Origin of the sequence: Leucobacter sp. M11 (genome assembly GCF_035726885.1) — a bacterium.
Classification (GTDB): Bacteria; Actinomycetota; Actinomycetes; order Actinomycetales; family Microbacteriaceae; genus JAPFRB01.
This window is the reverse complement of the sequence record NZ_JAPFRB010000003.1, coordinates 656,374-656,675: the sequence shown is the minus strand read 5'-3', so window position 1 is coordinate 656,675 and position 302 is coordinate 656,374. Positions and strand designations below refer to the sequence as shown.

The window sequence follows — 302 nt, the reverse complement described above, 5'->3', positions numbered from 1 at the left end:
ACCGGGACCGGGAGCCCGGGGTGGATGCGGGGGAAGGGGACACGACGAGCCTCCTGGGCGTGGGGGATAATGGCGAGCAACAGCCATCGTATGCAAATGTCTAGACATTCACCAAGGAGGGACGGCACATGTCAGGGAATCCCCAGGCCGCACGCGCGCTCCCCCGGTGGCGGCTCATCCACGACGAGCTGGATGCCCGGCTGCGCGCCGGGCGCTACGCGGACGGCTTCCCGGGCGAGCTCGCCCTCGCCGAGGAGTTTTCCGTCAGCCGCGGCACCGTCCGCCAGGCTCTCCGCCCGCTC

At 70.5% G+C, this 302-nt stretch carries 1 protein-coding gene; it reads left to right on the top strand.

Annotated elements, in window-relative coordinates:
- Positions 1–128: 128 nt before the first annotated feature.
- On the top strand, positions 129–302 hold a 174-nt coding region (locus OOT08_RS19170), incomplete at its 3' end, for a GntR family transcriptional regulator (RefSeq protein WP_442916240.1).